24 protein-coding genes, 2 tRNA genes and 1 pseudogene are annotated in these 25615 nt (G+C 57.6%); 5 read left to right on the top strand and 22 right to left on the bottom strand.

Annotated elements, in window-relative coordinates; all coding sequences use genetic code 11:
- Positions 1–13 precede the first annotated feature (13 nt).
- From rimP to rlmE, 9 genes are all read right to left on the bottom strand, one after another.
- Positions 14–472, bottom strand: coding sequence for a ribosome maturation factor RimP (gene rimP / locus ABTV22_RS03800; RefSeq protein WP_085728105.1), 459 nt, complete (start codon positions 470–472; stop codon positions 14–16).
- Between the two features lie 138 nt (positions 473–610).
- Positions 611–687 (bottom strand) — tRNA-Met (locus ABTV22_RS03795).
- Positions 688–784: 97 nt separating this feature from the next.
- Positions 785–870: transfer RNA gene (locus ABTV22_RS03790), tRNA-Leu, on the bottom strand.
- 22 nt (positions 871–892) lie between these two features.
- Complete coding sequence (gene secG / locus ABTV22_RS03785) at positions 893–1276, bottom strand: preprotein translocase subunit SecG (protein WP_433738625.1); 384 nt, start codon at positions 1274–1276, stop codon at positions 893–895.
- A gap of 4 nt (positions 1277–1280) precedes the next feature.
- Positions 1281–2036 carry a triose-phosphate isomerase gene (gene tpiA, locus ABTV22_RS03780; protein ID WP_433738624.1) on the bottom strand — a complete coding sequence of 252 codons (756 nt, stop codon included), beginning with the start codon at positions 2034–2036 and terminating at the stop codon, positions 1281–1283.
- A 66-nt stretch (positions 2037–2102) separates the two neighbouring features.
- Positions 2103–3440: a phosphoglucosamine mutase gene (glmM, locus tag ABTV22_RS03775; protein ID WP_433738623.1), complete on the bottom strand. Its 1338-nt coding sequence runs from the start codon at positions 3438–3440 to the stop codon at positions 2103–2105.
- A 16-nt stretch (positions 3441–3456) separates the two neighbouring features.
- On the bottom strand, positions 3457–4308 hold the full coding sequence (gene folP, locus ABTV22_RS03770; protein ID WP_433738622.1) for a dihydropteroate synthase: 852 nt from the start codon (positions 4306–4308) through the stop codon (positions 3457–3459).
- An 8-nt stretch (positions 4309–4316) separates the two neighbouring features.
- Complete coding sequence (gene ftsH, locus ABTV22_RS03765) at positions 4317–6227, bottom strand: ATP-dependent zinc metalloprotease FtsH (RefSeq protein WP_433741292.1); 1911 nt, start codon at positions 6225–6227, stop codon at positions 4317–4319.
- Positions 6228–6432: 205 nt separating this feature from the next.
- A complete protein-coding gene (gene rlmE, locus ABTV22_RS03760) occupies positions 6433–7062 on the bottom strand; it encodes a 23S rRNA (uridine(2552)-2'-O)-methyltransferase RlmE (RefSeq protein ID WP_433741290.1) in 630 nt (209 codons plus the stop codon).
- A gap of 102 nt (positions 7063–7164) precedes the next feature.
- Between rlmE and ABTV22_RS03755 the strand changes: the two genes are divergently transcribed.
- Positions 7165–7473, top strand: a complete 309-nt coding sequence (locus ABTV22_RS03755; protein ID WP_007942889.1) for a YhbY family RNA-binding protein — start codon at positions 7165–7167, stop codon at positions 7471–7473.
- Between the two features lie 9 nt (positions 7474–7482).
- On the opposite strand, the gene ABTV22_RS03750 is transcribed toward ABTV22_RS03755, so the two are convergent.
- The 8 genes from ABTV22_RS03750 to grpE all read right to left on the bottom strand — a co-directional run bounded on the left by ABTV22_RS03750 (position 7483) and on the right by grpE (position 17953).
- Positions 7483–7887 carry an MFS transporter gene (locus tag ABTV22_RS03750; protein ID WP_433741289.1) on the bottom strand — a complete coding sequence of 135 codons (405 nt, stop codon included), beginning with the start codon at positions 7885–7887 and terminating at the stop codon, positions 7483–7485.
- Positions 7888–7915: 28 nt separating this feature from the next.
- Positions 7916–8392 (bottom strand): transcription elongation factor GreA, encoded by a 477-nt coding sequence (greA, locus tag ABTV22_RS03745; RefSeq protein WP_433741287.1) that lies wholly within the window; start codon positions 8390–8392, stop codon positions 7916–7918.
- Positions 8393–8394: 2 nt separating this feature from the next.
- Entirely contained in the window at positions 8395–11616 is a 3222-nt protein-coding gene (gene carB / locus ABTV22_RS03740; protein ID WP_433738621.1) for a carbamoyl-phosphate synthase large subunit, read from the bottom strand.
- 118 nt (positions 11617–11734) lie between these two features.
- On the bottom strand, positions 11735–12871 hold the full coding sequence (carA, locus tag ABTV22_RS03735) for a glutamine-hydrolyzing carbamoyl-phosphate synthase small subunit (protein WP_433738620.1): 1137 nt from the start codon (positions 12869–12871) through the stop codon (positions 11735–11737).
- Positions 12872–13130: 259 nt separating this feature from the next.
- Entirely contained in the window at positions 13131–13934 is an 804-nt protein-coding gene (gene dapB / locus ABTV22_RS03730; protein WP_433738619.1) for a 4-hydroxy-tetrahydrodipicolinate reductase, read from the bottom strand.
- A 10-nt stretch (positions 13935–13944) separates the two neighbouring features.
- A complete protein-coding gene (dnaJ, locus tag ABTV22_RS03725) occupies positions 13945–15069 on the bottom strand; it encodes a molecular chaperone DnaJ (RefSeq protein ID WP_110966284.1) in 1125 nt (374 codons plus the stop codon).
- 298 nt (positions 15070–15367) lie between these two features.
- Positions 15368–17284 (bottom strand): molecular chaperone DnaK, encoded by a 1917-nt coding sequence (gene dnaK / locus ABTV22_RS03720; protein WP_433738618.1) that lies wholly within the window; start codon positions 17282–17284, stop codon positions 15368–15370.
- A 102-nt stretch (positions 17285–17386) separates the two neighbouring features.
- Positions 17387–17953: a nucleotide exchange factor GrpE gene (grpE, locus tag ABTV22_RS03715; protein ID WP_433738617.1), complete on the bottom strand. Its 567-nt coding sequence runs from the start codon at positions 17951–17953 to the stop codon at positions 17387–17389.
- Between the two features lie 241 nt (positions 17954–18194).
- Here grpE and recN point away from each other — a divergent pair, with 241 nt between their 5' ends.
- Positions 18195–19868, top strand: a complete 1674-nt coding sequence (gene recN / locus ABTV22_RS03710) for a DNA repair protein RecN (RefSeq protein WP_433738616.1) — start codon at positions 18195–18197, stop codon at positions 19866–19868.
- Between the two features lie 75 nt (positions 19869–19943).
- On the opposite strand, the gene fur is transcribed toward recN, so the two are convergent.
- On the bottom strand, positions 19944–20348 hold the full coding sequence (fur, locus tag ABTV22_RS03705) for a ferric iron uptake transcriptional regulator (protein WP_003197684.1): 405 nt from the start codon (positions 20346–20348) through the stop codon (positions 19944–19946).
- Positions 20349–20445: 97 nt separating this feature from the next.
- Here fur and ABTV22_RS03700 point away from each other — a divergent pair, with 97 nt between their 5' ends.
- Complete coding sequence (locus tag ABTV22_RS03700) at positions 20446–20973, top strand: outer membrane protein assembly factor BamE (protein ID WP_433738615.1); 528 nt, start codon at positions 20446–20448, stop codon at positions 20971–20973.
- Positions 20974–21034: 61 nt separating this feature from the next.
- Here the strand turns inward: ABTV22_RS03700 and ABTV22_RS03695 are convergent, their stop codons facing one another.
- From ABTV22_RS03695 to ABTV22_RS03685, 3 genes and pseudogenes are all read right to left on the bottom strand, one after another.
- Complete coding sequence (locus ABTV22_RS03695; protein ID WP_433738614.1) at positions 21035–21355, bottom strand: RnfH family protein; 321 nt, start codon at positions 21353–21355, stop codon at positions 21035–21037.
- Positions 21348–21782: a type II toxin-antitoxin system RatA family toxin gene (locus ABTV22_RS03690; protein WP_433738613.1), complete on the bottom strand. Its 435-nt coding sequence runs from the start codon at positions 21780–21782 to the stop codon at positions 21348–21350. The genes ABTV22_RS03695 and ABTV22_RS03690 overlap by 8 nt, the downstream gene beginning before the upstream one ends.
- Positions 21783–21789: 7 nt before the next feature.
- Positions 21790–22071 (bottom strand): annotated as a pseudogene (locus ABTV22_RS03685) (sodium-dependent transporter); the annotation flags it as partial.
- A gap of 101 nt (positions 22072–22172) precedes the next feature.
- Between ABTV22_RS03685 and smpB the strand changes: the two are divergent.
- Positions 22173–22655, top strand: coding sequence for an SsrA-binding protein SmpB (smpB, locus tag ABTV22_RS03680; protein ID WP_433738612.1), 483 nt, complete (start codon positions 22173–22175; stop codon positions 22653–22655).
- A gap of 107 nt (positions 22656–22762) precedes the next feature.
- Here smpB and ABTV22_RS03675 read toward each other — a convergent pair whose 3' ends face one another.
- Positions 22763–23530 (bottom strand): FCD domain-containing protein, encoded by a 768-nt coding sequence (locus ABTV22_RS03675; protein WP_433738611.1) that lies wholly within the window; start codon positions 23528–23530, stop codon positions 22763–22765.
- A gap of 261 nt (positions 23531–23791) precedes the next feature.
- On the opposite strand from ABTV22_RS03675, the gene ABTV22_RS03670 reads away from it, so the two are divergent.
- A complete protein-coding gene (locus ABTV22_RS03670) occupies positions 23792–25486 on the top strand; it encodes a lactate permease LctP family transporter (RefSeq protein ID WP_433738610.1) in 1695 nt (564 codons plus the stop codon).
- The last annotated feature ends 129 nt before the right edge of the window (positions 25487–25615 follow it).

Here is a 25615-nt window from a genome sequence, read left to right as displayed (position 1 = left end):
CGGGATCCGCGTCTCAGTCAAAACTGGGAATAATGTTGGCCTTGTCGATCATATCGATCGGCAACAGGAACTCATGGTCATCTACCTGCACCACGACATCCTGCTCTTCTACACCGCGCAGAAGGCCCTGAAAGTTGCGTCGACCTTCAAAAGGCGAGCGCAGCTTGATCTTCACTTGTTCACCGGCAAATTTGGCAAACTGCTCAAGAGTGAACAGCGGGCGTTCCATGCCAGGCGAGGAAACTTCAAGGGTGTATTCAACGGAGATAGGATCTTCAACATCCAGCACACCGCTGATCTGACGGCTGACAATGGCACAATCGTCCACCAGCACGCCGCCCTCTTTATCGATATAAACGCGCAACATTGAGTGGCGGCCCTGGGCCGTAAACTCAATACCCCAGCATTCATAGCCTAGGGCCACGACCACCGGGGCCAGCAAGGCCTGCAACTCTTCTAGCTTGCTCGACACCTGAACCCCCTAGTGCATGTATGTGCATGCTATGCAAAATAAAAAAATGGGCGAAACGCCCATCCTTGAAACGCCGTCGAACAGCGGCGTTGAAAGTGTCCAGCTAACAAAAAGCCCCTTAAAAGGGGCTCCTTAAACTGGTTGCGGGGGCCGGATTTGAACCGACGACCTTCGGGTTATGAGCCCGACGAGCTACCAGACTGCTCCACCCCGCGACAAAGCTGGGGCGGAAGTATACGACCGATCCCTGACAGGGTCAATGTAACCTTCCACCTGCAAGAAAGCCCGCAACAGCGGGCTCTCCTGACTAATTGGTACCGAGAAGGGGACTCGAACCCCTACACCCTATGGGCACAACCACCTCAAGGTTGCGTGTCTACCAATTCCACCACCTCGGCAATACTACGTTTGAAACCCTTCTTACTTCTGCTCTTGAGCTGGAGGTACGTCAGTCGCTGGAGTAGCCGACTTTTGCTCTTGAAGCACCGGGACATCATCAGAAGCCGGTTTTTGCTTTGGAACTTCCAACACCGCTGGATTTGGGAGACCTACTTGAGTCAGCTGGTGAGCCTTCTCTTTAGCAAAGTATCCTAACCCCAAGCTAGTCATGAAAAAACCTGCGGCGAGTATAGCAGTAAACTTACTAAGAAAGGTAGAGGAACCTTGGCTTCCGAACACAGTATTTGAAGCACCTGCTCCGAAAGACGCGCCAGCATCCGCACCTTTACCCTGCTGCAGCAATACCAGAGCCACTACGCCCAATGCACCCAGCAGATGAAAAACGACTACGACTGTTTCCAGCATTTTTTCAGTTTCCCGCGGCGCGACAAATCGCACCGAACTCATCTGCATTCAGGGAAGCCCCACCAATGAGGCCCCCATCGATATCCGGCATGCCGAACAGTTCGACCGCATTGGCCGCCTTCACGCTGCCGCCGTATAGAAGCCGCACACCTTGCGCGACCTCAGAATTCTCTGCCGCCAACTGAGCCCGGATGGCTGCATGCACATCCTGCGCTTGTTGCGGCGAAGCCGTCAGCCCGGTACCAATGGCCCAGACCGGCTCATAAGCAATGACTGCCTTTGCAAAAGCACCGACACCCAGCTCCTCAATGATACTGCCCAGCTGACGCGAGACAACCTCAAGAGTTTTCCCGGATTCACGCTCTTCAAGGGTCTCCCCTACACAGAGCACCGGAATCAAGCCACATGCCTGTGCCGCTGCGAACTTGCGATTCAGCATTCCGTCCTGCTCGCCCATGATAAGGCGGCGCTCGGAGTGCCCGACAAGCACCAGGGAACAGCCTGCATCCACCAACTGACTCGGCGCAACCTCACCGGTCAACGCACCCTGCATGGATTCCACCGCAGAGTTCTGCGCGCCGACCGAAATCGACTTTCCTTTCAAGCCATCAATCACTTGATTGATATGCAGGCAAGGCGGGAATACCGCAACATCAACACCGCTCGGCAAGGCCAATTGATTCAGGCCATTGATCAGCTCAGCGACGCTGGCGCGGGTACCGTGCATCTTCCAGTTACCAGCTACCATAGGGCGACGCATGCTGTACCTCGTCGGTCAAAGTGGGCGCAGATGTTACCCAACACAATCATGGCTGGCAAGCCGAATTCAGGCAGAAACTTCAGTAACCAGTTTTGCCAGCTCTTCGGCATAGCTGCGAACCTGTGTTTCATCCTCACCTTCGACCATGACACGCACCAGTGGCTCTGTACCGGACTTGCGCAACAACACACGCCCGCGCCCTGCCATAGCCTTGGTTACACGCTCGCTGGCTTCTTTCACCGACGGGTGCTCGAGAGGGCTTGCCCCACCACCGAACCGTACGTTGATCAAAACCTGAGGGCACTTTCGCAGCGCCTGGCGAGCCTGAGCCAACCCTTCGGAGCGGGTTTTCAATGCCATCAGCACCTGCAAGGCTGCAATGATCGCATCGCCGGTCGTGGTGTGATTGAAGCAAACGATATGCCCCGAGTTTTCACCCCCCACCAACCAGTCACGCTCTAACAGATCAGCGATCACATAACGGTCACCGACATTGGCTCGCACAAAGGGAATAGCAAGATCCGCCAGGGCCAGCTCTAGACCCAGGTTACTCATCAATGTGCCGACTACACCGCCCTGCAACTTGCCGCGCTCATGCAAATCGCGAGCGATGATATACAACAGCTCATCGCCATCGACGACAGCGCCAGTGTGATCGACCATCAGAACGCGATCGCCGTCGCCGTCGAAGGCGATCCCCAGATCAGCATGCTCAGTCAGAACAGCGGCCTGCAATTGCCCCATATGGGTCGATCCGCAGTTCTCGTTGATGTTCAAACCGTTGGGCTGCGCTGAAAGCACTACAACGTCGGCGCCCAGCTCACGGAAAACGCTGGGGGCGACCTTGTAAGTCGCACCGTGAGCGCAGTCGATAACGATTTTCAGGCCCGAGAAGCTGCTGCCGGTCGGCACACTGCTCTTGCAGAATTCGATGTAACGGCCAGAGGCGTCATTGATTCGCGAAACCTTGCCAATTTTGCTTGATTCAACCACGGTCATCGGGGTGTCCAGCAGCTCTTCAATCATCTGCTCGACTTCATCCGGAAGCTTGGTGCCCTTGCCGGAGAAAAACTTGATGCCGTTGTCATCGTGAGGGTTGTGAGACGCACTGATTACGATGCCGGCTTCAGCATGGAAGGTGCGTGTCAGGTAGGCAATGGCCGGTGTCGGCATCGGCCCCAGGAGCATGACATCGGCGCCCGCCGACGTGAGCCCAGCTTCGAGCGCCGACTCGAACATGTACCCGGAAATCCGGGTGTCCTTGCCAACCAGCACCTTGCAGGCTCCCATCTTGCGGAATGCCATACCCGCGGCCCAGCCGAGCTTGAGCATGAAGTCAGGAGTAATCGGGTATTCGCCGACTCGACCACGAATGCCGTCAGTACCAAAGTATTTCCTAGCCATAGGTGCTCCATCATTCTTATTCGGCTGATTCAACTGCGGCGATCATTCTCACCACGTCGACTGTTTCGGCCACGTCATGGACGCGCAATATGCGCGCGCCCTTGCTCGATGCCAGCGCCGCGAGGGCGAGCCCACCATAAAGGCGCTCACCCACCGGGCGACTCAATGCCTGGCCTATCATGCTCTTGCGAGAAACCCCGACCAGCAAGGGGCGCCCCAAGGCGTGCAAGGCTTCCATATGCTTGAACAAGCTTAGATTGTGCTGCAAGGTTTTTGCGAAACCGAACCCCGGGTCGAGAATGATCCGCTCAGCCGGAATGCCCACCGACTCACATTGAGCCATGCGCTCGGCGAGGAACTCACCCACTTCTTTCGTAACGTCTTGATAGTGCGGGTTATCCTGCATATCGCCCGGCTCGCCCAGCATATGCATCAGACAGACCGGCAAACCCGTTGCCGCTGCCGCATCAAGCGCGCCATCGCGGCGCAACGAACGCACATCGTTGATCAAACCGGCCCCTAGCCGCGCAGTTTCACGCATGACAGCTGGCGTGGACGTATCGACCGAGATGATCACATCCATTTCGCGGTTAATGCGCTCGACAATCGGGGCAACACGCTCAAGCTCCTCCAGTGGCGAAACCGCCCTGGCGCCTGGTCGCGTGGACTCACCACCGACATCGATCAGTGTCGCGCCAGCCGCCACCATAGCCTCGGCGTGGCGCAAGGCCGCGTCGAGCTGGCTGTACTGGCCACCATCGGAGAAGGAATCGGGAGTGACATTGAGGATGCCCATGACATGCGTCTGGGCCAAATCAAGAACCCGGTTGCCGCAAGGCAACCGGGTCGAGGACTGAACAAAAGTCATTTCAAGCCTTAAACGTCTGCAGCCGGACCGCCGATAGGTGTTTGCGGGCGCTCATCCTGCACCACCGGAGGCGTTCCGGAAGTACCGGTACCACCTGACCAATCGCGTGGTTCGCGAGGTGTACGCCCAGCCATGATGTCGTCAATTTGCTCGGCATCAATGGTCTCGTACTTCATCAGGGCATCGGCCATGGCGTCGAGCTTGTCGCGGTTATCCGTGAGAATCTGCTTCGCCGTGCCATAGCACTGGTCGATGATGCTGCGAACTTCGGAGTCAATCAGTTTCGCCGTCTCACCAGAGAAACTTGCATTCTGACCACCACCGCCACGACCAAGGAACACTTCACCCTCTTCTTCGGCGTACATCAGCGGGCCGAGTTTTTCGGAAAGCCCCCATTTGGTCACCATGTTCCGGGCAATTTGACTTGCACGCATGATGTCATTGGAAGCACCGGTGGTAACACCGTCGAAGCCCAGCGTCATCTCTTCGGCAATACGGCCACCGTACAGCGAGCAGATCTGGCTGATCAGCGCACGCTTGGACAAGCTGTAACGATCTTCCTCCGGCAAGAACATGGTCACACCCAGCGCTCGACCGCGCGGGATGATCGACACTTTGTACACTGGATCATGTTCAGGTACGACGCGACCAACGATGGCATGACCTGCTTCATGGTAAGCCGTGTTTTGCTTCTCTTTCTCGGACATGACCATGGATTTGCGCTCAGCGCCCATCATGATCTTGTCTTTGGCCAGTTCGAACTCTTTCATTTCGACAATGCGTTTGCCGGCACGGGCAGCAAACAGCGATGCCTCGTTCACCAGGTTGGCGAGGTCCGCACCGGAGAAGCCCGGCGTACCGCGAGCAATCACGGCCGGAGCGACATCGTCACCCATCGGCACTTTACGCATGTGAACCTTGAGAATCTGTTCACGACCACGGATATCTGGCAGACCGACCACAACCTGGCGGTCGAAACGGCCTGGACGCAGCAGCGCAGGGTCAAGCACGTCAGGACGGTTGGTTGCAGCAATCACGATGATGCCGTCGTTCATTTCGAAGCCGTCCATCTCCACCAGCAACTGGTTGAGAGTCTGCTCGCGCTCATCATGACCGCCGCCCATGCCGGCGCCACGGTGGCGACCAACGGCGTCGATTTCATCGATAAAGATGATGCATGGTGCGTGTTTCTTGGCCTGTTCGAACATATCGCGAACACGACTGGCACCGACACCGACGAACATTTCGACGAAGTCGGAACCGGAAATGGTGAAGAAAGGCACTTTGGCTTCGCCAGCGATTGCTTTGGCCAGCAGCGTCTTACCGGTACCCGGAGGACCGACCATCAGCACGCCGCGTGGGATTCGACCGCCCAAACGCTGGAATTTACCCGGGTCACGCAGGAACTCTACCAGCTCACCAACTTCTTCTTTGGCTTCGTCGCAACCGGCAACGTCAGCCAGGGTAGTCTTGACCTGATCTTCGGAAAGCAGGCGCGCCTTGCTCTTACCGAAGCTCATCGGCCCGCCCTTGCCGCCTGCACCACCCTGCATCTGCCGCATGAAAAACATGAACACGGCAATGATCACCAGAATCGGGAAGCTGGCGACCAGAAGTTGAGTCCAGATGCTTTGCTGTTCAGGCTGCTTGCCTTCAACCACGACATGGTTATCCACCAGGTCGCCGATCAGACCGTTATCCTGAATGGCCGGACGAATGGTCTTGAAGCTGTCGCCATCGTTGCGCTTGCCGGTGATCACGTAGCCATCTACCGCCACGCGCTCGACCTTGCCATCCTTGACCTGCTGGATGAAGTCGGAATAGTTGAGGGTCTGCGGCTCGTTAGGGCTGGAGAAGTTGTTCATCACCGTCACCAGGACAGCCGCGATGATCAACCACAGGATCAGATTCTTTGCCATATCGTTCAATTAACTACCCTCTGAAGCTAGCACCGCTGGTGGCGCGCGCTTCGCATGATATTCACCGGCCTAACTTACTACATTACCTACAACTCTGGCAGGCGCCGTCTGTAACCCTTTGTGAAACACTTCCTACACAATATTCGCTAATTCTCACAAGGCGAAATACGAAAATCCTATCGCCCCGGTCGAAAAATCTCTCTTTTCACTCAGTACGCCCACGATAGCCCCAAGCCAGCATGTATTGCTCGCGGGAACTCCCACGGGAGGAGTCTGGCTTGAGCATCTGGATCTTGTCGAATTTCCGACGCGCATCCTTCAGGTAAACATCAAACCCTTCGCCCTGGAAAATCTTGATCACGAAATTACCACCCGGCTTGAGTATCCGTTCCGCCAAATCAAGCGCGAGCTCGCAAAGAAACATGGCTTTTGGCATGTCTACTTCAGGCGTACCACTCATATTGGGGGCCATATCGGAAATCACAAGGTCCACCTGTGAATTACCCACGGCTTCAAGTATCCGAGCGAGCACCTCGTCCTGGGTGAAGTCACCCTGAATGAAAGTCACGTCCGGAATGCTGTCCATTTCCAGGATGTCCGAGGCAATCAGACGCCCCTGACCACCGATCAGCCGGCTGGTGACCTGCGACCATCCGCCGGGCGCTGCACCCAGGTCGACAACGCTCATGCCCGGACGGATCAGCTTGTATTTCTCCTGGATCTCCAGAAGCTTGTAACTCGCACGCGAGCGGTAGCCATCCTTCTGCGCCTGCTTCACATAGGGATCGTTGACATGTCTTTTCAGCCAACCAAGGCTTGTCTTGGAACGCGCCAATTGGGCACCTCGATGATAAGGGTCGTGATTAGTTGGGCGGATCCACGAACCCTCGGGTAAAATGGCCGCCATTTTACAGAATCCAGACGAAAGGGTCAGATTATGCCGCTCACTCAAGAGCAGAAGAAACAGTACAAATCCATTGGCCACCATCTGAAACCAGTTTTGATTGTGGCTGACAATGGCCTGACTGAAGGTGTATTAGCCGAACTTGAACGCGCTTTGGCGGATCACGAGCTGATCAAGATCAAGCTCAACATCCTGGATCGCGAATCGCGCCTGGCGTCCATTGCAGAACTGTGCAAGGTCGGCAAAGCGGATCTGGTTCAGGTCATCGGCAAGATGGCACTGATTTACCGCAAAAACTTCAGCGTCAACAAGCAGCTGTCGAACGTCCATCGCTTCAAGTGATGACAAGGGTCAAGGGTGCGCTTCGCGCGCCCTGCCACCCCATCCCGGCACCGGCTGCAGCACCAGTACCAGCCCGGAAAAGCCCAAGACAAGATAGCTGAACACCTGCCACCGCATCGCATCCGGCCAACCGATACGCACCGCGAAGTACATTGCACTCGCAAAAAGCGCCATCAGCAACAGCTGCCCGCGAACATCGCGCCATAGACTGGCAAGGCCCTCGGCCTGAACCAGCACCAAAGCCTGAAACACCACGCACGCTGCGGCAAATCCCACCATCAGCGCATTCGACATACCTGCAATTTCATCGATCAGCAACGGCGCCAGGCCAATTCGACCCAGCACCGGCGGCAGACCAATGTGCAACAACCACAAACCGCCGACCCACAACATCTGGGTCAGCTGCCAAAGCATGGCGCCCGCACGTAGCGGGCGCCTGCCTTTAGATGTGGCGAACTTCGACAATCTCATACTCAATAACGCCGCCTGGCGTCTTGACCGCAACCACATCACCTTCTTCCTTGGCAATCAAGGCGCGAGCAATGGGCGAGCCAACGGAGATCTTGCCGAGCTTGATGTCAGCTTCGTCCTCACCCACGATCTGGTAAGTCACGCTTTCATCGGTTTCGACGTTGGCGATTTCGACGGTCGTGCCGAAAATCACCTTACCGGTGTGAGGAATGGTCGTGACGTCGATAATCACCGCATTCTGCATGCGACCTTCAATGTCACGGATCCGCGCCTCGACCATACCCTGCTGCTCACGAGCAGCGTGGTATTCGGCGTTTTCCTTCAAGTCACCCAATTCACGGGCCGTACCGATGTCCTGGCTGAGCTTCGGACGGACGACCTTGGTCAGGTGAGCGTGCTCTTCTTCCAGGGCGCGAGCGCCCTGAACGGTCATTGGGTACTTCGTTATGCTCATGCCTTCAATCCTGCGTGTAGATCCTGCAAGCGGCGTACGGTCTTCTCCGGACCGAACTTCAGCGCTTCGCAGATCGCTTCGCCAGCAGCAATGGTAGTGGTGCAGTAGATCTTGTGCTGCAGGGCATTGCGACGAATGGAGTAGGAGTCAGCGATCGACTGGCGACCTTCGGTGGTATTGATGATCAAAGTGACTTCGTCATTCTTGATCATGTCGACCACGTGCGGACGGCCCTCGGTCACCTTGTTCACGCGGCGCACTTTCAGGCCTGCCGCTTCAATCAGCTTGGCAGTACCGACAGTGGCAACCACTTCAAAGCCCAAGTTGATCAGATCACGGGCCACGCCTGCAACCAGTGGCTTGTCGTCATCACGTACGCTGATAAACGCAGTACCGCCGGTCGGCAGCACTTCGCTGGCGCCCATCTGAGCCTTGGCGAACGCCTCACCGAAGGTGTCACCGACGCCCATGACTTCGCCCGTCGATTTCATCTCTGGGCCGAGGATCGGGTCAACACCAGGGAATTTGGCGAATGGGAACACCGCCTCTTTCACGCTGTAGAAGTTCGGAATGATTTCCTTGGTGAAGCCCAGTTCTTTCAAGGACTTACCTGCCATCACACGTGCGGCGATCATCGCCAGGGAAACACCGATGCACTTGGACACGAACGGCACGGTACGGGAAGCACGTGGATTGACTTCGATGACGTAGATGTCTTCGCCTTGCAGCGCCAACTGTACGTTCATCAGGCCGACCACGCCCAACTCCAGGGCCATTTTCTTGACCTGTTCGCGCATCTCGTCCTGGATGTGCGCCGGCAGCGAGTACGGCGGCAGCGAGCACGCGGAGTCACCGGAGTGAACACCGGCCTGCTCGATGTGCTGCATGATCGCACCGATCACAACATCTTTACCGTCGCTGACTGCATCCACATCCATTTCGATGGCGCAGTTGAGGAAGTGATCCAGCAGCACCGGGCTGTCGTTGGACACTTGCACCGCTTCGCGCAGGTAACGCTTGAGCTCTTCTTCCTTGTAGACGATTTCCATTGCCCGGCCGCCCAACACGTAGGATGGACGCACCACCAGCGGGTAACCGATCTTCGCCGCAGCACGAACGGCTTCGTCTTCGCTGCGCACGGTGGCGTTTGGCGGCTGACGCAGGTTCAGGCGCTGGACCATCTGCTGGAAGCGTTCACGGTCTTCGGCGCGGTCGATTGCATCAGGGCTGGTACCGATGATCGGCACACCAGCGGCTTCCAGGGCACGAGCCAGCTTCAGAGGGGTTTGACCGCCGTACTGGACGATCACGCCTTTTGGCTTCTCGACGCGAACGATTTCCAGCACATCTTCCAAAGTCACTGGCTCGAAGTACAGGCGATCGGAAGTGTCATAGTCAGTGGATACGGTTTCCGGGTTGCAGTTGACCATGATGGTCTCGTACCCGTCATCACGCAGGGCCAGTGCCGCGTGCACACAGCAGTAGTCGAACTCGATGCCCTGGCCGATACGGTTCGGACCGCCGCCCAGAATCATGATCTTGTCGCGACCCGATGGTGCGGCTTCGCACTCTTCTTCGTACGTGGAGTACAGGTACGCAGTGTCGGTAGCAAACTCGGCGGCACAGGTGTCGACGCGCTTGTAGACCGGGAATACTTCCAGCTTGTGGCGATGAGCACGCAAGCTCTTCTCGGTCACACCCAGCAACTTGGCCAGACGCTGGTCAGAGAAACCTTTGCGCTTGAGGCGGAACATCAAGTCGCGGTCGATGCTGGTCAGACCCAGGGTCTTGACCTTCTCTTCGTCCTTGATCAGATCTTCCATCTGAACCAGGAACCAAGGATCGATCATGGTCATGCCGAAGATATCTTCAACACTCATGCCGGCGCGCATTGCGTCCGCCACGTACCAGATACGCTCGGCGCCCGGCACGGTCAGCTCGCGCTTGAGTACACCCATGCTTTCCGGGTTGCTCAGATCAACCTTCTCGTCCAGGCCACAAACACCGACTTCCAGGCCGCGCAGGGCTTTCTGCAAAGATTCCTGGAAGGTACGGCCAATAGCCATGACTTCGCCGACCGACTTCATCTGAGTGGTCAGGCGCGCGTCAGCCTTGGCGAACTTCTCGAAGGCAAAACGTGGCAGCTTGGTCACGACGTAGTCGATGGATGGCTCGAAGGACGCCGGGGTCTTGCCGCCGGTGATGTCGTTCGACAACTCGTCCAGGGTGTAACCCACCGCCAGTTTGGCCGCGACCTTGGCAATCGGGAAGCCGGTGGCTTTCGAAGCCAGCGCCGAGGAGCGGGACACGCGCGGGTTCATCTCGATGACGACCATGCGACCAGTGTTTGGGCAAATACCGAACTGGACGTTGGAACCACCGGTTTCCACGCCGATCTCGCGCAATACCGCCAGGGAGGCGTTACGCAGGATCTGGTATTCCTTGTCGGTCAGGGTTTGCGCAGGCGCCACGGTAATCGAGTCACCGGTGTGCACACCCATCGGGTCGAAGTTTTCGATGGAGCAGACGATGATGCAGTTGTCCTTCTTATCGCGGACAACCTCCATCTCGTATTCTTTCCAGCCGATCAGCGATTCGTCGATCAGCAGCTCTTTGGTCGGCGACAGGTCCAGACCACGGGCGCAGATCTCTTCGAATTCTTCACGGTTATAAGCGATACCGCCACCGGTGCCGCCCATGGTGAACGACGGACGGATGATGCACGGGAAGCCCAGTTTCTCGAGAACCGCGTTGGCCTCTTCCATGCTGTGAGCGATACCGGAGCGTGGGCACGCCAGACCGATTGCCTTCATGGCCTTGTCGAAACGGGAACGGTCTTCAGCCTTGTCGATGGTATCGGCATTGGCACCAATCATTTCCACGCCGAACTTCTCCAGAACGCCTTCGCGCTCCAGATCAAGGGCGCAGTTCAGCGCCGTCTGGCCGCCCATGGTAGGCAGCAGCGCGTCTGGGCGTTCTTTCTCGATGATCTTGGCAACGGTCTGCCACTTGATCGGCTCGATGTAAGTGGCGTCGGCCATGGCCGGGTCGGTCATGATGGTGGCCGGGTTGGAGTTCACCAGGATGACGCGGTAACCCTCTTCGCGCAGGGCTTTACAGGCCTGGGCGCCGGAGTAGTCGAATTCGCAGGCCTGGCCGATTACGATCGGGCCAGCGCCGAGAATCAGGATGCTTTTAATGTCTGTACGTTTTGGCATGGGTTTGTCACTCAAATCCGCAGGTCAGTCGGCAAGCCGTCTTGTTCAATCTCTGAAGACCTGAGGGGGCCACCGGTGCCGGGACCACCCTCAGGTTTTGCTACATCAGGGCGAGCGATCAGCGTCGCTTGGCCATCTCATTGATGAAGCGATCGAACAATGGCGCTACGTCGTTCGGGCCAGGGCTGGCTTCCGGGTGACCCTGGAAGCTGAAAGCGCTCTTGTCGGTGCGCTCGATCCCTTGCAGGGTGCCGTCGAACAGCGATTTGTGGATCGCACGGACGTTGGCTGGCAGGGTTTCTTCGTCAACCGCAAAACCGTGGTTCTGGCTGGTGATCATCACAACACCGGTGTCCAGATCCTGGACCGGATGGTTGGCACCGTGGTGGCCGTGGCCCATTTTCAGAGTCTTGGCGCCGGAAGCCAGGGCCAGCAGTTGGTGACCGAGGCAGATACCGAATACCGGAATCTCGGTTTCCAACACGTCCTTGATCGCCTGGATGGCATAGTCGCAAGGCTCCGGATCACCAGGGCCGTTGGACAGGAACACGCCATCCGGATTCATTGCCAACACATCGGCAGCAGGCGTTTGCGCAGGGACCACAGTCACACGGCAACCGCGCTCGACCAGCATGCGCAGGATGTTCACCTTGACGCCGTAGTCATAGGCCACAACGTGGTAAGGCAGCTCGGATGCTTCGATGGTCGCGTGGCTGTCGGTTTTCAGATCCCAGACGGTCGAGCGCCACTCGTAAGTGTCTTTTGTGCTGACGACTTTCGCCAGATCCATGCCTTTCAGACCAGGGAATCCCTGGGCAGCGGCGATGGCGGCTTCTTCGGTAATGTTGTCACCGGCCATGATGCAGCCGTTCTGCGCGCCTTTTTCACGCAGGATGCGCGTCAGGCGACGAGTGTCGATACCAGCGATGGCTACAACGTTGTTGGCCTTCAGGTAATCGGACAGGGACATGGTGTTACGCCAGTTGCTCGCCACCAGTGGCAGGTCACGGATAACCAGGCCAGCGGACCAGACGCGGTTCGATTCGGCGTCTTCCGGCGTGGTGCCGGTATTGCCGATGTGCGGGTAAGTCAGGGTAACGATCTGTTGGGCGTAGGAAGGATCGGTAAGGATTTCCTGATAGCCGGTCATTGCGGTGTTGAACACCACCTCACCAACGGTCTGACCGTCGGCTCCAATGGCTTCGCCGCGAAAAATGCTGCCATCAGCAAGGGCGAGTATGGCTGGCTTAGTCAAGAAGACCTCCCGTAAATAAAGCCTGAAAGGGCGATCGCAGGTTGTAAAAAAGCGGAGTGACGTATGGACACGTCACCCCGCTTCTTCACTGAATTATTCTGCGCGCTTTTAGTGGACACACTAAAGCTGTAGCTTACAGAAAAAGGCATTTTTGGTCTACCGCCAATGAGCCCGAAAGGCCAGAGAATGCGACAGGTCGTCGCTTGGCGGAGTAAAACCGGGCTCAAACGCTGGGTTCGAGCCCGATTTCGAGCGCATCTTAACGCAAGTCGAGCACGTCTTGCATGTCGTACAGACCAGGCTCGCGCCCATCCAGCCAGAGCGCAGCACGCACCGCGCCCTTGGCGAAAGTCATGCGACTGGACGCTTTATGAGTGATCTCGACGCGCTCGCCATCGGCGGCGAACAGCACAGTGTGATCACCCACAATGTCACCCGCACGCACAGTGGCAAAGCCAATCGTTTCGCGATCACGGGCACCCGTCTGACCTTCACGACCATAAACCGCCACCTTCTTCAGGTCTCGACCCAAGGCATCGGCAATAACCTCACCCATGCGCACAGCGGTCCCCGAGGGTGCATCGACCTTATGTCGATGGTGAGCTTCGGTGATTTCGATATCGACGTCATCACCCAGCACACGAGCGGCCGTATCGAGCAGCTTCAGGCACAGGTTTACACCGACACTGAAGTTGGCCGCGAAGACGATCGGGATATCCTTGCCCGCCTCGGCCAGCAACTGTTTCTCTTCAACGCTGAAACCGGTGGTACCGATGATCATCGCCTTACCGTGTTTGCGGCAGAACGCGAGATTCTTCAAGGTCACCGTCGGGTGCGTGAAATCGATCAACACGTCGAACTCGTCAGCCACTCGATCCAGATCACCGGACAGCGGCACGCCGATACGACCCAGCGCAGCCAGTTCGCCAGCATCAGCGCCGACCAGCGTGCTATCAGGACGATCCACCGCTGCCGTCAACCCCGCGCCAGGCGCTTGATGCACCGCCTCGATCAAGGTTTTGCCCATGCGCCCGGCGGCGCCCATCACAGCAATACGTCGCATGCCAGTCTCCTTACAAGTCGCCGAAGAAGCGCTTCACGCCTTCGAACCAGCCCGTGGTTTTCGGCGAATGACTATTGTCGTCCGCGAGCGAACTGCGGAACTCCTCCAGCATCTCGCGCTGACGACGACTCAGATTGACCGGCGTCTCGACCGCCACACGGCACATCAAGTCACCAGCACCACCGCCACGCACAGGAGCAACGCCCTTGCCACGAACACGGAACTGCTTGCCGGTCTGAGTCCCCTCAGGGATCTTCAGCTTGACCCGACCATCGAGGGTCGGAATTTCCAGCTCGCCACCCAGTGCCGCATCGACGAAGCTGATCGGCACCTCACAGAACAGGTGCTTGCCATCGCGCTGGAAGATCGAGTGCTCGCGCACATTGATCACCACGTACAGATCGCCGGTTGGCCCACCTTGAGCGCCCGCCTCGCCTTCGCCCGACAAGCGAATGCGATCACCGGTATCAACACCGGCCGGCACCTTCACCGACAGGGTCTTGTATTCTTCGACACGACCTTCGCCGTGGCAGGAATCGCACGGATCGGAAATGATCTTGCCTTGGCCATGGCAGCGCGGGCAGGTCTGCTGCACCGAGAAGAAGCCTTGCTGCATACGCACCTGACCGATACCACCACAAGTCGGACAGGTAACCGGCGAAGAGCCTTTCTTGGCACCGGAGCCGTCGCACGGCTTACAGTTGACCAGCGTCGGAACGCGGATATTCACGGTCGTGCCACGCACCGCTTCTTCCAGATCCAGCTCCAGGGTGTAACGCAAATCGCTGCCGCGCTGAGCACCGCCACGGGAACCACCGCGACCGCCACCGAAGAAGTCACTGAAGACATCGCCAAAGATGTCGGAGAAGTTCTGACCACCGAAACCGGCACCGCCACCACCCATGCTCGGGTCGACACCCGCATGACCATATTGGTCGTAGGCTGCACGCTTGCTGGAGTCGGACAGCACTTCGTAGGCCTCGTTGGCCTCCTTGAATTTCTCTTCCGATGCTTTGTCATCGGGATTACGGTCCGGGTGATGCTTCATCGCCAGGCGACGGTAGGCCTTTTTCAGGTCCGCCTCGCTTGAACCTCGCTCAACACCCAATACTTCGTAATAGTCACGCTTTGCCATATGTCTTCTGCACTCTTGAGGACGTTCGGCCAACCTCTCCTGAGCTTCGCCAAACTCGTTGAGCCCCAATACAGGCCCGGACCCAACTCACGTCAATTCAACGATCCTGGTCTTTGTTTCAATGCGGCACTTTCAGCTCGGAAAGCAGGAGCATTCCCGACCATGCCACCAACACGCGAACACTGTCGCATGCTGTAAAAATTCGTGTACTCCAGACACGCCAACGCGGGAGCAGGCTCCCGCGCGGCGACATCCTACCAGTCACCGCCTCAAGGCAGTCAACCGGCCGACCAACAACTTACTTGTGGTCTTTGACTTCTTCGAACTCGGCATCGACAACGTCGTCAGCCTTTTCTGCCTTGTCGTCGTGCGGTGCCGCGCCTTCAGCAGGCTGAGCCTGTTCGGCGTACATCTTCTGAGCCACTGGTGCGGAGACCTTGGACAGCTCTTCAACCTTGGCTTCGATAGCCGCCTTGTCGTCGCCTTTAACAGCAGCTTCCAGGGCAACCACGGCCGCTTCGATTGCGGTCTTCTCTTCAGCGCTTACCTTGTCGCCAGCATCAGCGACCATTTTGCGCGTCGAGTGAACCAGTGCATCACCCTGGTTACGGGCAGCGGCCAGTTCTTCGAACTTGCGGTCTTCCTCGGCATTGGCCTCGGCATCACGCACCATGCGCTCGATCTCTTCGTCGGACAGACCGGAGTTGGCCTTGATCACGATCGACTGAGTCTTGCCGGTGGCCTTGTCCTTGGCACCTACGTGCAGAATGCCGTTGGCGTCGATGTCGAAGGTCACTTCGATTTGTGGCACGCCACGTGGTGCTGGTGGAATCTCGGCCAGGTCGAACTTGCCCAAAGACTTGTTCTGAGCCGCTTGCTTACGCTCACCCTGCAGCACGTGAATGGTCACGGCACCCTGGTTGTCGTCGGCAGTCGAGAACACTTGCGATTTCTTGGTAGGAATCGTGGTGTTTTTCTCGATCAGCGCGGTCATCACGCCACCCATGGTTTCGATACCCAGGGTCAGCGGGCTGACGTCCAGCAGCAGAACGTCTTTCACGTCACCAGCCAGAACAGCACCCTGAATCGCGGCACCCATGGCAACAGCTTCGTCCGGGTTCACGTCTTTACGAGCTTCTTTACCGAAGAACTCGGTGACCAGCTTCTGAACCAGCGGCATACGAGTCTGACCGCCAACCAGGATCACATCGTTGATCGAGCCAACATCGATACCGGAGTCTTTCAGAGCGATGCGGCAAGGCTCGATGGTGCGTTGAACCAGGTCTTCTACCAGCGCTTCCAACTTGGCGCGGGAGATCTTCACGTTCAGGTGCTTAGGACCGGTGGCGTCTGCAGTGATGTACGGCAGGTTCACGTCGGTCGACTGAGCGGACGACAGCTCGATCTTGGCTTTTTCAGCAGCTTCTTTCAGGCGCTGCATCGCCAGCGGGTCACCTTTGAGGTTCATGCCGCTTTCTTTCTTGAACTCGTCGACGAGGTAGTCGATCAGACGAATGTCAAAGTCTTCACCACCCAGGAAGGTATCACCGTTGGTGGCCAACACTTCGAACTGGTGCTCACCATCGACTTCGGCGATTTCGATCACGGAAACGTCGAAAGTACCGCCACCCAGGTCATAAACGATCACAGTGTGGTCGCCTTTGGCCTTGTCCATGCCGTAAGCCAGAGCAGCCGCGGTTGGTTCGTTGATGATACGTTTTACGTCCAGGCCCGCGATGCGGCCGGCGTCTTTGGTGGCTTGACGCTGGCTGTCGTTGAAGTAGGCCGGAACGGTGATCACCGCTTCAGTCACTGGCTCGCCGAGGTAGTCTTCGGCAGTCTTCTTCATTTTCTTCAGAATTTCAGCCGAGATTTGTGGCGGCGCCATTTTCTGGCCGTTCACTTCAACCCAGGCGTCGCTGTTGTCAGCCTTGACGATCTTGTAAGGGACCATCTGAATGTCTTTCTGAACCACATCTTCTTCGAAGCGGCGGCCGATCAGACGCTTTACTGCGTACAGGGTGTTGTGCGGGTTGGTCACAGCCTGACGCTTGGCCGACTGGCCGACCAGGATTTCGCCATCGTTGGCGTACGCGATGATCGACGGCGTGGTACGCGCGCCTTCAGCGTTTTCAATCACTTTGGCTGTGCCGTTTTCCAGCACGGAGACGCAGGAGTTGGTAGTCCCCAGGTCGATACCGATAATTTTGCCCATGTTCACTCTCCCGAAACTTTGGATTTGGTTGCCGCAGTGGTTGTGGCCATCTGCGGTAGCACTTAAACGCTTGACTTCTAAATGGGGGCCTTACGGCTAATTTCAAGCCTGCTCGTCAATAGAAGGCGAAACAGGTGCCGGAGCCTTGCTGACCACGACCATTGCCGGGCGCAGCAGGCGACCGTTGAGCTGGTAGCCCTTCTGAAAAACCTTGAGCACGCTGTTCGGCTCAACGTCAGCACTTTCCTGCATGGCCATTGCCTGATGAAGAACGGCATTGAACGGTTCGCCATGCGGATCGATCGCTTCCAGCTGATAACGCTTCAGGGTGTCCTGGAACATTTTCAGGGTCAGCTCGATGCCTTCGCGCATCGGACGGATGCTTTCGTCATCCGGGCTGGACAATTCCAGGCCGCGCTCCAGGCTGTCGATGATCGGCAGCAGGTCGCCGGCGAATTTCTCCAGCGCGAATTTGTGAGCCTTTTCTACATCCTGCTCGGCGCGACGGCGGACGTTCTGCAGATCGGCGGCAACACGCAAAGCCTGATCCTGCGCGCCTGCCAGTTGCTCTTCGAGCACTTGTACACGAGCCGCCAGGTCTTCACCCGAAGCCTCGGGCGCCTGGTTAGCGTCTGGGTTTTGCGTATCCACTGTCTGTTCGTCAGCCATAGAATTCTCCTTTCAATATCGTCCGCGAGCCTGACTCGCGCTTCTGCCCAGCTATATGGGGCCGCAAAATCGGGCTTCAAGGGGCACCAACACATTACCCCTACAAAAAACACCTGCATTGTCATTCCAGGGCGCGCTAAGGATTTCGTCGGGTCAAGCGAATCGACCTAACGAGGGGCATTGTCAGCCCGAAACAAAACACTGTATAAATAACCAGACCTAATGCCTGGGAGCGGCCTTTATGCTGGTGCACCTGTCCGTACACAACTACGCCATCGTTGAACATCTCGACCTCGAACTCGATCGCGGGATGAGCGTGATCACAGGGGAAACCGGCGCCGGCAAGTCGATCATGCTCGACGCCCTGGGCCTGACCCTCGGCGATCGCGCCGACAGCGGCGTTGTCCGACCTGGTGCAGACAAGGCCGACATCCTGGCAACATTCGATCTCGTCGATATTCCGGAAGCCGGAGCATGGCTGGCCGAGCGCGACCTCGAAAACGATGGCCCGTGCATCCTGCGCCGAGTGATTACCGCAGAAGGCCGTTCGCGCGGCTATATCAACGGCACGCCTTGCCCGCTGGGCGACCTCAAGGCGCTAGGCGAACTGTTGATCGACATCCACAGCCAGCACGAACACCAATCCCTGCTCAAGACCGACACCCATCGCCGCCTACTCGACGAATACGCCGGCGCGACCGACCTTGCCCGCCAGGTGCAACTGGCCGCCCAGCGCTGGCGCCAGACTCGCCAGGAACTGGAGCGACTCTCCAACTCCGGCGATGAGCAGCGTGCCCGCCACCAACTGCTCAGCTACCAACTTGAAGAACTGGAGAACCTGGGCCTCGGCGACAATGAACTGGAGCAGCTTGAGCAGGAACACAAGAACCTGACCAATGCCGAAACGCTGCTGGGTATCTGCCGGCAAGTGGTCGAGCAATGCAGCGAAAGTGATTCCGGCAACGTATTGAATGCCCTGACCGCCAGCCTTAACCGCCTGTCGAGCGTGAACAACTCAATCGGCGCGCTGGGCGAAGCCAGCAGCCTGCTGACCAGTGCACAGATCCAGGTCGAAGAAGCCGTGGGCGAATTGAACCGCTTCCTCGACAACTTCGACGCCGACCCCTCTCGCCTTCAGTATCTGGAAGAGCGCCTCGACTCGATCTACACCCTAGCTCGCAAACACCGCATTCAACCCACCGAAGTCGCCGAAATGCAGCAGAAACTGCTGGATGAAATCGAAACCCTGAATGCCAACGACGAATCCATCGAGCGACTGAGTGGCGAGCTGTCGTCCTATGCCCGTCACTATCAGGAAAAGGCCCGGGAATTGAGCGACTTGCGCCAACAGGCATCCAGCAGCCTGGCCAGCGCCGTGGAACAGGAAATCCAGCGCCTGGGCATGCCCGGTGGCCGCTTCACCATTGAACTACGCCCCAACAGCGGCGATGAGCTGCTGCCTAACGGGCTTGAGCAGGTGGAGTTATTGGTCAGCGCCAACCCGGGACAGCCTTTGAAAGCCTTGGCGAAAGTCGCCTCCGGCGGCGAACTGTCGCGAATCAGCCTGGCCATCCAGGTGATCACCGCACAAACCTCTCGCGTGCCGACCCTGGTGTTCGACGAAGTGGACGTGGGTATCGGTGGCCCGACAGCCGAGATCGTCGGTCAATTGCTGCGTCGACTTGGCGAAAGAGGCCAGGTTCTGACCGTGACTCATTTGCCACAAGTCGCTGCGCAAGGTCATCAGCATCTATTTGTGCACAAAGTACGAGGCGAGGATGCGACGCGTACCGCCGTCTCGAAATTGAGCAAGAACGACCGCATCGAAGAGGTGGCTCGAATGCTGGGCGGCATTGACCTCACCAAGGAATCCCTGGCCCACGCCAAGAAAATGGTGGTCGCTGCAAAAGTTTGAGACCGATAGAAAGCACGAAGGCGACCCTTGGGTCGCCTTCGTTCGTTTCGCGAACCTTGTGTTCGCGCGACATGCTTACTTTTTCTTGCGTACGTACAGCACCAGATTGTGATCAACCATCTCGAAGCCATATTTGTCGACGATCGCTTTCTGCAAGCGCTCGATTTCTTCGTCGAAGAATTCGATCACTTCGCTGGTCTCGACGTTGACCATATGGTCGTGATGCTTGCCGTCGTCCAACTCGAAGACCGCATGGCCTCCGTCGAAGTTGTGTCGCACCACTAGGCCAGCTGCCTCGAACTGAGTCAGTACACGGTAAACCGTGGCCAGACCGACGTCCTCGCCAGCCTCCATCAGTGCCTTGTAGACATCCTCGGCACTCATGTGGCGCTGCTCGGCAGAATCGAGCATTTGCAGAATTTTGACCCGTGGCAGGGTCACTTTGAGGCCGGCTTTGCGTAGTTCGCTATTTTCAACCATGGTCAGCTTTCTCGCGATGCTGCTTCGCAGCTTCTCTTAATGCGGGTATGATCGGCGTTTACGTTGTCCCAGCCAAGATAGTGGAAGTCGCCCACCGATGCAAAACACCAAGCTCTTGCTAACCAGTTTCACCTTAGTGGGACTGCTCGCACTCGCCGGTTGTTCATTCCCCGGGGTTTACAAAATCGACATCCAGCAGGGCAATGTCGTCACGCAGGACATGATAGACCAGTTACGCCCGGGAATGACCCGTAAGCAAGTAAGGTTTATTATGGGCAACCCTCTGTTGACCGACACGTTCCATGCCGATCGCTGGGATTACCTATACAGCCTGCAACCAGGGGGCGGTGAACGCCAACAGGAACGCATTAGCGTAATCTTCAACTCAAATGATCAACTTGTCAGCCTCTCCGGTGATTTCATGCCAGGCGTGAGCCGTGACGAAGCCATTCTCGGAAAGGACAGCGGCACCAACGTGACCGCACCGGCTGAAAACGCCGAGAAGCCGAAGCCGGAAAAGCCGGTCAAGCCGGGCTCGCTGCTGGATCAGATCCAGAAGGAAGTGGACGGTGTAGAAACTGTTCCAGTCCCGACCCCAGAACCACTGGAAACCTCGCCGCAATAATTTGCGACGCAATAAAAAACCCGGCATGCCCGGGTTTTTTATTGCCTGGCATTTATACCACTTACTGATTCCGGGCCTTGGCCTCGGCAGCTTTGGCCGCACGGAGTCGACGGACTTCTTTTGGATCAGCAAGCAGTGGCCGGTAAATCTCGATCCGATCCCCGGATTGAACCGGACGAATATCCGGATCAGCGATCACCTTGCCGAAGATACCCACAGTACATCCTGCCAGATCCAGGTCCGGGAACGACTGACCAATCCCGGACTCAAGCAACGCCGCCCGAACAGTCGTACCTGCCGGCACCGTCACCGACAACAGCACCTGACGATCAATGGCGGCATACACCACCTCGACCTCAACTTCGCCTCTCGCCTCAACCATACATTTGCTTGGCCCGCTGGCAGAATGCATCCACCAGCGTATTGGCCGCCTGATTGAACAATGGCCCAAGGGTCGCGCGAATAATCGGCCCAGCATAATCGAACGACAGGTCCAGACTGATTTTGCAGGCCTTCTCGCCCAATGGCTTGAACACCCAGACACCGTGCAGTTGAGTGAACGGCCCTTCTTCAAGGTTCATCTCAATTGACTGACCGGGAACCAAGGTATTGCGCGTCACGAAATGCTGGCTGAGTCCTCCCTTGGCTACACCTACGCTTGCGCGCATGTGCTCGGAGGAACTCTCCAACACTTCGGCGGACGAGCACCACGGCAAAAACTCCGGGTATCGCGCCACGTCGTTGACCAGGTCATACAGGGCCTGTGCCGGGTACGGCAGCAAGGCCGAACGTGAAATGTGTGTCGTCATGTCAGCGTCACTTCCACAGCTGGGCGGCAAACACTACGAGAATGCCGATGGGCGCCACATAGCGCATCAAGAACAAAGACCGGGCGAACAATGCCGGGTGCGGATCGACAGTTCGTCGTGCACCGCTTCCCGGCCCATTGCCCAGCCTGCAAACACCACGAAATACAAACCACCGACTGGCTACATGGTTCGCAACGTGTAGAAAACAATCACACCAAAGAAATAATCCGCTCGCGGCGCCCCACTGTTAGAGGTGGAACATACCGCCCTCGTTCACGAAAACTCCGGCATTCAAAAAAGAGCGCGCATTGTCCGGGATTCGATCAACCTGCTCAAGCACGTAGCATCACCGTAGCCGACTTGCTTGCAACTCCCTATAATGCCGCCCCTATGGCTAAACAGAAGAAACACCCCACAGGGACCATCGCGCAAAATAAAAAGGCGCGACACGATTACTTCATCGAACACAAGTTCGAGGCTGGTCTGGTCCTGGCCGGCTGGGAAGTAAAGAGTTTGCGGGCGAACAAGCTGCAACTGGTCGACAGTTATGTCCTGCTCAAGGATGGCGAAGCCTGGCTGCTCGGCAGTCACATCACACCCCTGACGACCGCCAGCACCCACGTCATCGCTGACCCGACGCGCACGCGCAAGCTGCTGCTGAACCGGCGCGAGCTGGACAAACTGTCCGCCGCCGTGGCGCAAAAGGGTTACGCCTGCGTGTGCCTGTCCTGGTACTGGAGCAAGCACATGGTCAAGTGCGAGATCGCTCTGGGCAAGGGCAAGAAGGAATATGACAAGCGTGATACCGAGCGCGAACGCGACGCCGGTCGCGAGTTGCAACGCGCCGTGCGGAACAAGGGCAAGGAAGAGTAATTCTTCCGACCTGAGGTTTGCGGGGCCATCGAAAAAGATCGCAGCCTTCGGCAGCTCCTACAGTAGGAGCTGCCGAAGGCTGCGATCTTTTTTGCGTTTAAGCGCAATCACATCCCCTTGCGCCGCTCCGCCCTAGCCATGCGCTGCACTTCCTGGCGCACCTCCTCAAGCACCTCCTGCACATAGAGAATATGGCGACTGGAGACTTCACGTGCCTGCTCCGCCCTGCCTTCGATAATCGCCTGGTACAACTCCCGGTGCTGCTCGATCAGCATGTCGCGGGTTTCAGTGCGCTGCTTGTACATGCCGCCAATGTTGGTCACCACGTTGCGCTTGAGCAAGTCAAACAAGCCACGAATGGTGTGCAGCAGCACCGCGTTATGACTGGCCTCGGCAATCGCCAGATGGAATTTCGCATCCGCCGCGCCTTCTTCGGCCCGACTCACTTCCTCATGCCGCGAATAGCAGTCCTGCAATTCATTGAACGCCGCGGTTAGCCGCTCACGATCAACATCCGTAGCGCGCAATGCGGCGTAATACGCACAGGACGCTTCCAAGGTATGACGAAACTCGAGCAGATCGCGCTGGGCCTCCGGGTTGCTTTCAAGCAGTAACAGCAATGGATCACTGAAGGTCGTCCCCAGGGACTCCACCACATAATTGCCGCCGCCCTGGCGACTGACCAGCAAACCCTTGGCGACCAGCTTCTGAATGGCTTCGCGCAACGAAGGTCGCGACACACCGAACTGCTCAGCCAATGCTCGCTCGGCCGGCAAGCGCTCACCCGCCTTCAGCGTGCCTTCGAGGATCATGCCCTCCAGTTGCTCGACAATATCGTCAGACAAACGGCGCTGACGAATCTGATCAAAGCCCATAACTCGATTTCTCCACCATCCGACGACACGCCGGGGCTCTATTCTGGCCTATCCACAAGGCATCGGCACCTGTCAGTCAAGATTCAGCCAAGCGAACCAGACAAGCGAAGGGTCACGCATTCGACAAAAGTTTTAGGGCGGCAAATTGACACACCGCCCACAAGACTTTTACCCTACCCAACAGCGATTGTAAATTGGTCTTACCAATTATCCAAGAACGCTGATCAGTGCCTGACCAACAACAATTAGGGGCCACCCCATATGCAAACCTGGCAACAGCTCTACAGCCCGCTCGGCAGCCTCGGTTTATCCGCACTCGCAGCCGTCATCCCCATCGTGTTCTTCTTTCTGGCCTTGGCTGTGTTTCGCCTTAAAGGTCATGTGGCCGGTAGCATCACGCTGGCCTTGTCGATCCTGGTGGCAATCTTCGCCTTCCAGATGCCGGTCGACATGGCATTCGCTGCCGCCGGATATGGCTTCGTCTATGGCCTGTGGCCGATTGCCTGGATCATTGTGGCGGCCGTATTCCTCTACAAACTGACGGTCAAGAGTGGCCAGTTCGAAGTGATCCGCAGTTCGGTACTGTCGATTACCGACGACCAGCGCCTGCAAGTGTTGCTGATCGGCTTCTGCTTCGGCGCCTTTCTTGAAGGTGCCGCCGGGTTCGGTGCGCCGGTGGCAATTACCGCTGCGCTGCTGGTAGGCCTGGGCTTCAATCCGCTGTACGCAGCGGGTCTGTGCCTGATCGCGAACACCGCTCCGGTGGCGTTTGGCGCCCTGGGTATTCCGATCATCGTTGCCGGCCAAGTCACCGGCATCGACGCGGTCAAGATTGGCGCCATGGCCGGTCGCCAATTGCCGCTTCTGTCGCTGTTCGTGCCGTTCTGGCTGGTGTTCATGATGGATGGTCTGCGTGGCGTCCGTGAAACCTGGCCTGCTGCACTGGTCGCTGGCTTGAGCTTTGCCGTCACCCAATTCTTCACCTCGAACTTCATCGGCCCGGAACTGCCGGACATCACTTCGGCCCTGGCCAGCCTGATTGCCCTGACCCTGTTCCTGAAAGTCTGGCAACCGAAACGTGCTGCCGGCCAGCACATCGCCGGCGCCGTCTCGGCTTCCGTGGTCAGCGAAAGCGCCGGTGGTTTCGGCCAGAAGCGCACCACCGTGGCTTCGCCTTATAGCCTGGGCGAAATCTTCAAGGCCTGGTCGCCGTTCCTGATCCTCACCGTCCTCGTCACCATCTGGACCCTGAAACCATTCAAGGCAATGTTTGCGGCCGGCGGATCGATGTACAGCTGGGTGTTCAACTTCGCCATCCCGCACCTTGATCAACTGGTGATCAAGACTGCACCGATCGTGGCTGCGCCGACCGCCATCCCGGCAGTGTTCAAGCTCGACCCGATCTCGGCGACCGGTACGGCGATTTTCTTCTCGGCATTGATCTCGATGCTGATTCTGAAAATCAATGTCAAAACTGGTCTGACCACTTTGAAAGAAACCTTCTACGAACTGCGCTGGCCGATCCTGTCCATCGGCATGGTGCTGGCGTTCGCGTTTGTCACCAACTACTCGGGCATGTCTTCGACCATGGCCCTGGTACTGGCCGGCACCGGCGCAGCGTTCCCGTTCTTCTCGCCGTTCCTCGGCTGGCTGGGCGTGTTCCTCACCGGCTCCGACACATCGTCGAACGCGCTGTTCAGTTCACTGCAATCGACCACCGCCCACCAGATTGGCGTCAACGACACCTTGCTGGTGGCGGCGAACACCAGCGGCGGCGTGACCGGCAAGATGATTTCGCCACAATCGATCGCCGTGGCTTGCGCCGCGACTGGCCTGGTGGGCAAGGAATCGGATCTGTTCCGCTTCACGCTCAAGCACAGCCTGTTCTTCGCCACCATCGTCGGCCTGATCACCCTGGCCCAGGCCTACTGGTTCACCGGCATGCTGGTGCACTGAGTCCTACGGCCACCCTGAAAAAAACCGACGCCGGACCACCACTCCGGCGTCAGCTATTCACAACCCGGTCTGTAAGGCTGCTGAAAGCCTGCATCTCTATATTCAGCAGCCTCGACGGACGGACAACCG

Origin of the sequence: Pseudomonas putida, from assembly GCF_050990305.1 — a bacterium.
Classification (GTDB): Bacteria; Pseudomonadota; Gammaproteobacteria; order Pseudomonadales; family Pseudomonadaceae; genus Aquipseudomonas; species Aquipseudomonas putida_AH.
Note: the sequence above shows the minus strand (reverse complement) of the source record. Positions and strands in the feature narration are given on the sequence as shown.

Coding starts and splice junctions, on each gene's coding strand:
- folP (WP_433738622.1), bottom strand. CDS start 4,308: ATGACTTTTGTTCAGTCCTCGACCCGGTTGCCTTGCGGCAACCGGGTT.
- ABTV22_RS03675 (WP_433738611.1), bottom strand. CDS start 23,530: ATGGGCTTTGATCAGATTCGTCAGCGCCGTTTGTCTGACGATATTGTC.
- glmM (WP_433738623.1), bottom strand. CDS start 3,440: ATGGCTAGGAAATACTTTGGTACTGACGGCATTCGTGGTCGAGTCGGC.
- ftsH (WP_433741292.1), bottom strand. CDS start 6,227: ATGGCAAAGAATCTGATCCTGTGGTTGATCATCGCGGCTGTCCTGGTG.
- smpB (WP_433738612.1), top strand. CDS start 22,173: ATGGCTAAACAGAAGAAACACCCCACAGGGACCATCGCGCAAAATAAA.
- grpE (WP_433738617.1), bottom strand. CDS start 17,953: ATGGCTGACGAACAGACAGTGGATACGCAAAACCCAGACGCTAACCAG.
- dnaJ (WP_110966284.1), bottom strand. CDS start 15,069: ATGGCAAAGCGTGACTATTACGAAGTATTGGGTGTTGAGCGAGGTTCA.
- dnaK (WP_433738618.1), bottom strand. CDS start 17,284: ATGGGCAAAATTATCGGTATCGACCTGGGGACTACCAACTCCTGCGTC.
- ABTV22_RS03670 (WP_433738610.1), top strand. CDS start 23,792: ATGCAAACCTGGCAACAGCTCTACAGCCCGCTCGGCAGCCTCGGTTTA.
- carB (WP_433738621.1), bottom strand. CDS start 11,616: ATGCCAAAACGTACAGACATTAAAAGCATCCTGATTCTCGGCGCTGGC.
- ABTV22_RS03750 (WP_433741289.1), bottom strand. CDS start 7,887: ATGCTTTGGCAGCTGACCCAGATGTTGTGGGTCGGCGGTTTGTGGTTG.
- fur (WP_003197684.1), bottom strand. CDS start 20,348: ATGGTTGAAAATAGCGAACTACGCAAAGCCGGCCTCAAAGTGACCCTG.
- ABTV22_RS03695 (WP_433738614.1), bottom strand. CDS start 21,355: ATGGTTGAGGCGAGAGGCGAAGTTGAGGTCGAGGTGGTGTATGCCGCC.
- ABTV22_RS03700 (WP_433738615.1), top strand. CDS start 20,446: ATGCAAAACACCAAGCTCTTGCTAACCAGTTTCACCTTAGTGGGACTG.
- ABTV22_RS03755 (WP_007942889.1), top strand. CDS start 7,165: ATGCCGCTCACTCAAGAGCAGAAGAAACAGTACAAATCCATTGGCCAC.
- dapB (WP_433738619.1), bottom strand. CDS start 13,934: ATGCGACGTATTGCTGTGATGGGCGCCGCCGGGCGCATGGGCAAAACC.
- recN (WP_433738616.1), top strand. CDS start 18,195: ATGCTGGTGCACCTGTCCGTACACAACTACGCCATCGTTGAACATCTC.
- secG (WP_433738625.1), bottom strand. CDS start 1,276: ATGCTGGAAACAGTCGTAGTCGTTTTTCATCTGCTGGGTGCATTGGGC.
- ABTV22_RS03690 (WP_433738613.1), bottom strand. CDS start 21,782: ATGACGACACACATTTCACGTTCGGCCTTGCTGCCGTACCCGGCACAG.
- tpiA (WP_433738624.1), bottom strand. CDS start 2,036: ATGCGTCGCCCTATGGTAGCTGGTAACTGGAAGATGCACGGTACCCGC.